Consider the following 9,407-nt stretch of genomic DNA (forward strand, 5'->3'; position numbering starts at 1 on the left):
GCGTTCACGAACAATCTCCACAGCGGCCTGCAGATCGAGACATTCCCCAGCCACCGTTACCCCGCGCGATGTGCCGCCACTGTCGCCGTGGCCGCGGAACGAAAACCGCATCACATCGAACCCTGCAGCCGCCAGCTGCTCAGCCAAGCGAATGAACATCCCGCCGCCCTCACCCATATCCACGGTGATCCCGTGGACCAGCAACACCGCCCCGCGGGCGGCATCGGAGGACGCGGGATGAAGGGCGGTATCGAGTCGAACACCGTCCGCCGAATGCACCGTGACATGCTCCACCGGCCAGCTCCGTTCGCTCAATGTCCAGTCATCGACCACAGCGCGTCCATCGTCTCGTGCGACTTGGGTTTGCACAATTCTTCTTCCGCCGCGAACGCCATGTTCACGATTGTGCGTCGACCCCGTCTGATCGGGTGCACTCGATGCAAGGTCGTATCGGTCCGCATGAGGTAAACCTCCCCTGCCCCTACCTCGAACCTGTGCACAGTTCGATCACGACGAATCTGCTCGATCCCCGGCCGCTGCTTGTCCCAGACAGTGTTCGGGACGAACTCGACAAATCCGCCGTCGATGGATTCTGGGCATTCTGCCACCCACACCAGCGCGAAACGGTAGTCATCCCAATGCCATCCATGAGTATCGCCAGGTCGGTCCAGTTGAGTGATCACAAATTGCTCGGGCTCATACGGACACCGATACACCGGCTCCCCGGCCACTGCGGCCACCGCCTGCACCACGGAAGCCGATTCGTAGACGCGCTGGATCGTGACTCCGTTCTCCGCAATCTGCGCCCGGCTGACGTTCCTCATGCGGCGGGGCGTGAACTCCGTTTCAGCGAACGCGATGTCGCGGCGCACCGCCGATCCTGCCGCCAACCGAACCGCCTCAGCTGCAACGGCATACCGCACGAGCGCCGGAATCAGCCATGACACCGACACGCACCCACGGCGGACAAGCTGCGTTTCCCCTCATATCGTGGAGGCCGGACCATAGAGGAAAGGCCAGATGGCGGAGAAGAGACGTAAGTTCGATGCGGAGTTCCGTGAGGGAGCGGTCCGTATCGTGCGCGAGACGGGGCGGCCGGTCGCGCAGGTTGCCCGTGAGCTGGGAGTCAATGAGGGCACGCTGACCACGTGGGTGGCCAGGGACCGGCAGCAGCGCGAAGGTGCGCCCGGTGATCGGCTCAGCGAGTCCGAGCGGGCCGAGTTGCTGCGGTTGCGGCGCGAGAACGCCGAGCTGGCGATGGAGCGTGATGTGCTCAAGCGATCAGTGGTCCTGTGGGTGAAGGAGGCGACCAAGTGAGCGTGGCCGGGTTCATCGCCTCCCAGAGGACCGAACATGGTGTGCCGCATGCCGTTTCCTGCCGCGCTCTCGAGGTCAGCGAGTCGTGGTTCTACAAGTGGAACGACCGTGAGCCCACCGAGCGCCAGCAGCGCCGTGAAGAGTTGACCGCCGCGATCGGCAAGGAGTTCGGGGACTCCGGCCGCACCTACGGCAGCCCGCGGATCGGCCTCGAATTGCGGGAGAAGGGCTGGCGGGTTTCCGACAACACCATCGCGGCATTGATGGCCGAAAATGGATGGGTGGCAAGGAAGGTCGGACGCAGACCCGCGACCACGCGGCAAGGGAAACGGGCGGCGGCACCGGATCTGGTGCGGCGGCAGTTCACCGCCGTCGCCCAGGATGTGCTGTGGGTCGGCGATGTCACCGAAATCCCCACGTGCGAGGGGAAACTGTACTTGGCTTCGGTGGAGGACAGGTTCTCCGGTCGGCTGCTCGGCTACGCCACCAGCGCCCACCATGATGCCGAACTGGCTTGTGCCGCAATGAAAATGGCCGCTGCTACACGGGGCGGATTCGATGCGATCGACGGGGTGATCTTCCACTCCGACCGCGGCAGCGAATACACCGCCGCGGCCACCAACGCCCTGTGCCGGCATCTGGGTGTCGTGCAGTCGATGGGCCGAGTCGCCTCGGCCCTGGACAACTCCCCGGCCGAATCGTTCAACTCCACCCTGAAAGTCGAGTTCGTCCATCGGCACCGTTTCCGCACCCGCGCCGAAGCCGCGCTGCGGATCGTCACCTGGATCACCGGCTTCTACAACCCGACCCGCCGCCACAGCCTGTGCGGCGGAATGTCGCCGATCAACTACGAAACCCACATGGCCGCCGTCCGGGCGGCCTCGGCAGCAGCCCTGTCACGGGACGAGGCCGCATAAAGGAGCCTCCACACTTCGAGGGGATTGACACACCACGTGTGGTGGTCGGGTTCATCGCCGGAGCGATGAGCATGGTCATCGCGACGACCGCGATCGGGTTCGCCAACGCCCTCGCTACAGGGCTCGGGGGTGAGGGAGTCGACTCCGGTTCGGCGGCTCGAGCGTTGACCGAGCTGAGCGCGACCGACGGCAACGGCGGGGTCTTCGCGTTGCTGTTGATGGTCGCGTTGATGGTGATGCTCGTTCTGCTCCTGGTCGCCTACGTGGTTCGGGTCTCGGTGACCATCATCCTGATCGTCGCCGCCCCCTTGTTGTTGATGTGTCATGCGTTGCCGGGGTTGGAGGGCGTGGCCCGGTGGTGGTGGCGTTCCTTCGCGGCCTGTTTGGCGATCCAGGTGGTGCAGTCACTGACGTTGGTGACGGTGCTGCGGGTGTTCCTGACCCCGGGCGGGTGGGGATTCTTCGGACCCAACGCGGACGGGATCGTGGACCTGATCGTCGCGCTCGCGTTGATGGGGGTGTTGATCAAGATCCCGTTCTGGCTGCTGTCGGTGCTACGGATCGGGCAGGGCCGCAGCTTCGTCGGGTCGGTCGCGCGCAGTTATCTCACCTACAAGACATTCGGTCTGCTCAAAGGCGGCGCGAGCACGACCAGCCCTCGCCCGGTCGCGCCGCGCCGCGCCGTGACCGGGCCGCCGGATCCGTACGCGCGGGTGCGCGCCACCCGAGACGGGCAGTTGATGCTGCCGCTGGAAGGTGTGCGGCGAGTCAAGCGGCGAACCGACCCGGCCACCGCCGCACAGTCTCCCGCGTCGAAGACCACCACACCGGCTCGCCGCCCGGGGCGTGGCAGACAACTCGCCTTCGACTTCACCCCACCCGACCCCTACCGAGGCACCCGTGCGGGGCGCGACGGCCAGTACCGGTTGCCGATCCCGGTGAACAGGGTGAGACCGACTCCATCGCCCGAACCTGCCCGGCCACCGGCGCGGCCGACGACTACTCCGCGCGCCCGCCGACCCGAACAACTCGCCTTCGACTTCACGCCACCACCCCCATCCCCACCGCCGTCTCCTAGCGATCCGTACGAGCGGGTCCGGCCGACGCGCAGCGGGCAGTACCCGCTCCCGTTCCCGGTGACCCGCCTCAAGGCCACACCGCCACCACGCACACCACCGACCCCGCCCCCGCCGACACCGCCACGGCCGGTGGGTCGGCAATTGCACCTGCCCATGCCCGATCTGCCCGTGCGCCGCCGCACCCCGCGTGCTCCCCGAGGAGGCACACTCCGATGACCACGACCACGACTGTCCGTATTCCCGCCGATGTCGAACGCGGTGATCGACTGCTCGGCCCGTTCACCGCCCGCCAAGTCGCGCTCCTCGCCACCACTGCCCTGTTGTTGTATGCGGTGTGGATCGCCACCCGCACGGTCGTCGCGCCACTGGTGTTCCTGGCCGTGGTCGCACCGATCGCGGCCGTGGTCACTGTCGCGGTCCTGACTCGCCGCGACGGTCTGTCGGCCGATCTGCTGTTGGTGGCCGCGATCCGACACCGCGCCCGATCACGTCACCTCGTGGCCGGATCCGGGACAGGTGTGCTCGCGGCGCCGACCTGGATCACCGAGCGTGTCACACGAGGCGGGACTCGCCGGCCTGTCCCGACCACCTTGTCGGAGCGGGAGTTGCGGTTGCCGGAGTCGGTCACCGGCAGTGCCGGTGGTGTCGGGGTGCTCGACCTCGGGGCCGACGGGTTGGCGGTGGTCGCGGTCGCGGGCACCCTCAATCTCGCGCTGCGCACCCCGACCGAACAGGACAGCCTCGTCGGGCAACTCGCGGGCTGGCTACACACCCTGCGTCAACCCGTGCAGATCCTCATCCGCTCGGCACGCCTGGACCTCACCGGACACATCACCGCCCTGCGCACCGCCACCGAGACGATGTCCCCGGACCTGACCGCCGCAGCCCACGACCACGCCGCCCACCTCACCGAACTCGCTGGCGGGGAACACCTCACCCGCCGCCAGGTCCTGCTGATCTGGAGAGAACCACTCGCCAATCCGGTCGCCGCGACCTCGCCGGGTCCAGGTCTGCGCGGACTGCTCGGGCGTGGCCGTGCTCGCCGCGGTGTGTCGGTCGCCGCTCGTCGGGGTGCGGAGTCGCGGCTGCTGCGGCGCATGAACGAGGCCGCCGAAACCCTCGCCGCGTTGGGGATCACGGTCACCGCTCTCGATGACAGCCAGGCCGCCGCCGTCCTGCACGCCAGCGCCGACCCCGAACGCCTCGTCTCCGCCGCCGCCGAGGCCGCACCCCGCGACGCGATCATCACCGCCGCCGGATACACCGACACCGAAGCCGCCTCCGTCGATCCTTTCGCGACCGCAACCGGGTTCGGGCCGGAGTCGTTGACGATCGGCACCCGCCACCTCGAAATCGGTGGCAATTGGGCGGCCACGCTCGCGGTCACCGGATACCCGAGAGAAGTCACCGCCGGATGGCTCGCACCCCTGCTGACCCACCCCGGCCGCGTCGAGGTCGCCGTACACGTCGACCCCGTCGACCCCGTCACCGCCGCCACCCGACTCCGTAATCAGTTGGCGCGGTTGGAGTCGTCTCGGATGCACGACGCGAACCGAGGCCGTCTGACCGACCCGCAGATCGACGTTGCGGTCGAGGACGCCGCCGACCTGTCCGCCCGCGTCGCCCGCGCCGAGGCCCGCCTGTTCCGGGTCGGGGTGTATCTCACCGTGCACGCCGACAGCGAAACCGAGCTGGCCGACGAGGTCGCCGCCGTGCGGGCGTTGGCGGCGAGCCTGCTCGTGGACACCTGCACCCTCGCCTACCGCGCCGCGCAAGCCTGGGCCACCACCCTGCCCCTGGGCTTGGATTTGATCCGGGTGCGGCGCACTTTCGACACCGCCGCCCTCGCCGCGGCGTTCCCGTTCGACTCCCCGCAGCTGCCTGCCGCCGATCCCGTGCAGGCGACTCGTCCCGAGGGAGTGCTCTACGGACGTGATGCTGCCTCGGGGTTGTTGTTCGTGGACCGGTTCGCTCCCGAGATGCACAACCACAACATGGTGGTCCTGGGTCGCAGTGGTGCGGGGAAGTCGTATCTGGTCAAGACCGAGATCCTGCGCTCGCTCTATCGCGGTATCGAGCAGGTGGTCATCGACCCCGAGGACGAATACCGGCGTCTCGCGGTCGCGGTCGGGGGTGTCCACATCCAGCTCGGTGCACCCGGGCAACGCCTCAACCCGTTCGACCTGGAAATCCACACCCGTCCCGATGATGGCCGCCGCAGCGCCCCCGCCGACGCCCTCACACGCCGGAAACTGTTCCTGCACACCCTCATCGCGGTCCTGCTCGGCGACCAAACCTCCACCCAACGCGCCGCCCTGGACACCGCCCTGACCGCCACTTACGCCGATGTCGGGATCACCGAGGATCCCGCCACCTGGACACGGCCCGCCCCGACCTTGAGCGGACTACGCGACCAACTCGACAGGCTCGCCACACCGGCCGCCGAGGAGTTGGCCGCCGCATTGCATCCCTTCGTCGGTGGCGGAGCCTATGCCGGGTTGTTGGACGGGCCGACCACCACCGACCCCGAGGGCGGGCTGGTGGTGTTCTCGCTGCGAGAGTTGCCCGAGGAGTTGAAGACGATCGGCACCCTGCTGGTGTTGGACGCGACGTGGCGGCGAGTATCGAGCCCAGCCGATCGACGGCCCCGGATGGTCACCGTCGATGAGGCATGGCTGCTCATGCGTCAACCCGCCGCCGCGCAGTTCCTGTTCAAAGCGGCCAAGAGCTTCCGGAAACACTGGGCAGGGCTCACCGTCGCCACCCAGGACAGCGCCGATGTCCTGTCCACCGAACTCGGGCGCGCGATCGTCGCCAACGCCGCCACCCAGATCCTGCTCCGCCAAGCCCCTCAAGCCATCGACGAGGTCGCCGCCGCGTTCCGGCTCTCCCAGGGCGAGCAACAATTCCTACTGTCGGCGGCACGCGGAAGCGGACTACTCGCAGTCGGTGCCGAACGGGCCGTGTTCGGATCACTGGCCTCACCCACCGAGAACGAGGCGATCACCACCGATCCCGCCGAACTCGCCTCGGCCGACGAACTCGACACTGACATCGACCTGGACCGGCCACTGGCACCACTCACCGAACCCGACGCTGCCACAGCAACCACTGATCTCGGCGACGATGTCGGCACCCGGAGCGGCGAGGAAGTGGATCACGATGAGCACGCAGCATGAGACCGGATCGACACCACCGCGCGGTCTGGTTGCGGTGCAACCCGGCACGACGCATGTCCACCCGGCCCCGAACCCCGATCACACCGCCACCGTTATATGCCTGCGCCCCAATCATCACGCAGCCCGGCACCGGTGCCTGAATCCGAATTCTGTTGCGCTACCCGCTGACACGAGTCGCCCGGTGAACATCATCGAGCGAAAACCCGGTGGTGGCCCCGGCAATCCGGGGGTCGGCTTGACGACGGCCGGTATGGGGAGCGTTCATGGACCCGCATCACCTGAAATCGAACCGCCGGACACCACACGACAACCCATCATCGTCTCGAAGGACCAGCATGGATATCTCTCCAGCACAACCATATTCAACCCATGCACGAGCCGCAGCCGAGTCGACAACTGCGGAATCGAGGGCCGAGACGCCCGTCACGGTCGTCGTGCCCGCCGACCCGCCCACGCTGTCGCCGCCCGCTGCCGCGCGGCTGCTGCGTCTCATCCGTAATGTCGCCGCCGAGTCCGACCATCGTGCCGACATGGACACCGACTACGACGAGTATGGGAGCCGGGCAGCATGACGATCCGCTTCGCATTCCTGGGCCGGGTGTCCACCGAAGACCAGCAGGACCCCGAGACGTCACTGAACTGGCAGATCGCTCGTGCGCGGGCGTTGACCGAACGCCACGGTGAGATCGTCACCGAATTCTTCGACGTGGGCCAGTCACGCTCGATCCCCTGGAAACGCCGCCCCCGCGCCGCCGAACTACTCAACCTGCTCAAGACTCCCGATCGAGGATTCGACGCGGTCGTGATCGGCGAACCTCAACGCGCCTTCTACGGCAATCAATTCTCGTTGACCTTCCCGGTGTTCACCCACTACGGCGTCGCGTTGTGGGTCCCCGAGGTCGGCGGGCCGATCGATCCCGACTCCGAAGCCCACGACCTGATCATGTCCGTCTTCGGTGGCATGTCCAAAGGCGAACGCAGCCGGATCAAGATCCGCGTCCGTGCCGCGATGGCCGCCCAAGCACAGGTCGAGGGCAGATACCTCGGGGGCCGCCCACCCTACGGCTACCGCCTCGCCGACGCCGGACCCCACCCACACCCCGGCAAAGCCGCCGACGGGAAACGACTGCACCGCCTGCAAGCCGACACCGACACCGCGCCGGTCGTGCAACGCATCTACCGCGAATACCTCTCCGGTTTCGGTGTTTTCGCCATCGCTCAACGTCTCACCGCTGACGGGATCGCCTGCCCCTCGGCCCACGACCGCGCCCGCAACTCCCACCGCAGCGGTGCCGCATGGTCGAAAAGCGCTATCCGGGCGATCCTGAAAAATCCCCGCTACACCGGCCACGAGGTCTGGAACAAACAACGCAAACAAGAATCACTCATCGACGTCGACGACGTCGCCCTCGGCCACCACACCCACCTCGCCTGGAACCCGCAATCGACCTGGGTCTACTCCGACCAACTCGTCCACGACGTCATCATCGGCAAAGAAACCTTCGAACAGGCACAAGCAAAATTCGGAACACGCACCGTACGCTCACCCCACACAGCAGTCCGCCGCACCCACCCCTACGCCTACAAAGGACTCGTCATCCACGAAACCTGCGGACGCAAAATGCAAGGCAACTGGTTCCACAACGCAGCCGTCTACCGCTGCCGCTACCCCAGCGAATACGCCCTCGCCAACCACCTCGACCACCCCCTCAACGTCTTCCTCAAAGAAGACCAACTCATCGACCCCGTCGACACCTGGCTCGCCGAGATATTCGAACCCGAACACCTCGAACACACCCTGACCCGACTCGAAACCGCACAACCCGACGCCATGGCCGCACCCAACCACCTGCAACGCGCGATCACCGAATGCGACCGCAAACTCGCCAAACACCGGGCCGCACTCGAAGCCGGGGCAGATACCGAAATGGTCGCTACGTGGAGCAGTGACGTCTACCGCGAACGAGCGGCCCTCGTCGCTCAACTCGCCACGACACAGCACACACAGCCGACCCGGCGGATGAGCCGAGAGGAGATACGCCAACTGGTCGACGCCCTGGGCGGACTGCTGACGATCCTGCGCGCCGCCGACACCGGCGACAAACTCGAGGTATACCGAGAACTCGGCCTGAAACTGACCTACAATCACGAAACACGTGAAGTCACAGCAGAAGCCAACCCGCGACCGCAGGTTGGCGTACTGGTCGTGTCCGGAGGGGGACTTGAACCCCCACGCCCGATAAAGGGCACTAGCACCTCAAGCTAGCGCGTCTGCCATTCCGCCACCCGGACCGGTGGATGTGTTCTCTTGTGTTGCAGTGGACTTCGCGATGTCACCGGCGATTTGGAATCTTAGACATAGATCGGCAGTGAACGCCAATCGCAGGCCGGATCGCCGCGATGGTTCTGTGTCGCCGCACGAACAAGGTTCGGTCGGCACCGGTTCTGCGAGCGAGATTCGCAACGAATGAGCCGGAAGTGCTGACCGTCTGGTCGCTCCGGCTTCTGGACGCACAGGCGGGCAGTGAGACGGCTTTGCCCGAGGTCCTGCGGCAGACTCGAGGTCGTGGGTTCGCGACCATCGCGGCCGACTTCCCGGGATCCACCGCCGAGGCATCGCGACGCGCCTCGCCGAGGGCGCATACCACGCCTCCCGAGGAGGGCAGCACGAAGATACGGGACCGCCTGTATTCGACCTTCGCTGGTACGACGACTCCGTAGAAGTCGAACGCATGTTCTCAGTCCAGGTAGACGCTCTTTCGCCTCTTGACGTCGGAGATTACCAACGGCGGGCATCGGTTGCCTCGACCTGCGGCAGTACCGCGATTTGGTCCCCGCCCCCGCATCCGCTAACCTTGCGGAGCACACCGGTCCGGGTGGCGGAATGGCAGACGCGCTAGCTTGAGGTGCTAGTG

General features: G+C 66.6%; 7 protein-coding genes, 1 tRNA gene and 2 pseudogenes. 6 read left to right on the forward strand and 4 right to left on the reverse strand.

Annotation, left to right across the window (positions count from 1 at the left end):
- Together APZ21_RS11605 and APZ21_RS11610 are read right to left on the reverse strand one after the other, a co-directional pair.
- Positions 1-294, reverse strand: a 294-nt coding sequence (locus APZ21_RS11605) for an alpha/beta fold hydrolase (RefSeq protein WP_162240329.1), incomplete at its 3' end; no start/stop codon positions are given.
- 17 nt (positions 295-311) lie between these two features.
- Positions 312-962 (reverse strand): annotated as a pseudogene (locus APZ21_RS11610) (HalD/BesD family halogenase); the annotation flags it as partial.
- A gap of 58 nt (positions 963-1,020) precedes the next feature.
- On the opposite strand from APZ21_RS11610, the gene APZ21_RS11615 reads away from it, so the two are divergent.
- The 6 genes and pseudogenes from APZ21_RS11615 to APZ21_RS35550 form a co-directional block, all read left to right on the forward strand.
- On the forward strand, positions 1,021-1,317 hold the full coding sequence (locus APZ21_RS11615) for a transposase (protein WP_054813296.1): 297 nt from the start codon (positions 1,021-1,023) through the stop codon (positions 1,315-1,317).
- Positions 1,314-2,234 (forward strand): IS3 family transposase, encoded by a 921-nt coding sequence (locus tag APZ21_RS11620; RefSeq protein WP_054813297.1) that lies wholly within the window; start codon positions 1,314-1,316, stop codon positions 2,232-2,234. Before APZ21_RS11615 ends, APZ21_RS11620 begins: the two co-directional genes overlap by 4 nt.
- Positions 2,235-2,275: 41 nt before the next feature.
- Positions 2,276-3,529, forward strand: coding sequence for a TrbL/VirB6 family protein (locus APZ21_RS11625; protein ID WP_476739082.1), 1,254 nt, complete (start codon positions 2,276-2,278; stop codon positions 3,527-3,529).
- Positions 3,526-6,492, forward strand: a complete 2,967-nt coding sequence (locus APZ21_RS32910; RefSeq protein ID WP_082393026.1) for a PrgI family protein — start codon at positions 3,526-3,528, stop codon at positions 6,490-6,492. Before APZ21_RS11625 ends, APZ21_RS32910 begins: the two co-directional genes overlap by 4 nt.
- Before the next feature lie 263 nt (positions 6,493-6,755).
- Entirely contained in the window at positions 6,756-7,064 is a 309-nt protein-coding gene (locus tag APZ21_RS33930; RefSeq protein ID WP_156370998.1) for a hypothetical protein, read from the forward strand.
- Positions 7,061-7,957 (forward strand): annotated as a pseudogene (locus APZ21_RS35550) (recombinase family protein); the annotation flags it as partial. The gene APZ21_RS33930 and the pseudogene APZ21_RS35550, both read left to right, overlap by 4 nt.
- A 78-nt stretch (positions 7,958-8,035) precedes the next feature.
- Here APZ21_RS35550 and APZ21_RS35555 read toward each other — a convergent pair.
- Positions 8,036-8,641 carry a hypothetical protein gene (locus tag APZ21_RS35555; protein ID WP_239476586.1) on the reverse strand — a complete coding sequence of 202 codons (606 nt, stop codon included), beginning with the start codon at positions 8,639-8,641 and terminating at the stop codon, positions 8,036-8,038.
- Between the two features lie 58 nt (positions 8,642-8,699).
- Positions 8,700-8,784: transfer RNA gene (locus tag APZ21_RS11640), tRNA-Leu, on the reverse strand.
- Between the last annotated feature and the right edge of the window lie 623 nt (positions 8,785-9,407).

The sequence above is a fragment of the Nocardia arizonensis genome (assembly GCF_001310275.1).
Classification (GTDB): Bacteria; Actinomycetota; Actinomycetes; order Mycobacteriales; family Mycobacteriaceae; genus Nocardia; species Nocardia arizonensis.

Bases quoted from the DNA above. Each gene is read 5' to 3' on its own strand.
- APZ21_RS11615 (WP_054813296.1), top strand. From the start codon at position 1,021: ATGGCGGAGAAGAGACGTAAGTTCGATGCGGAGTTCCGTGAGGGAGCG.
- APZ21_RS33930 (WP_156370998.1), top strand. From the start codon at position 6,756: ATGGACCCGCATCACCTGAAATCGAACCGCCGGACACCACACGACAAC.
- APZ21_RS32910 (WP_082393026.1), top strand. From the start codon at position 3,526: ATGACCACGACCACGACTGTCCGTATTCCCGCCGATGTCGAACGCGGT.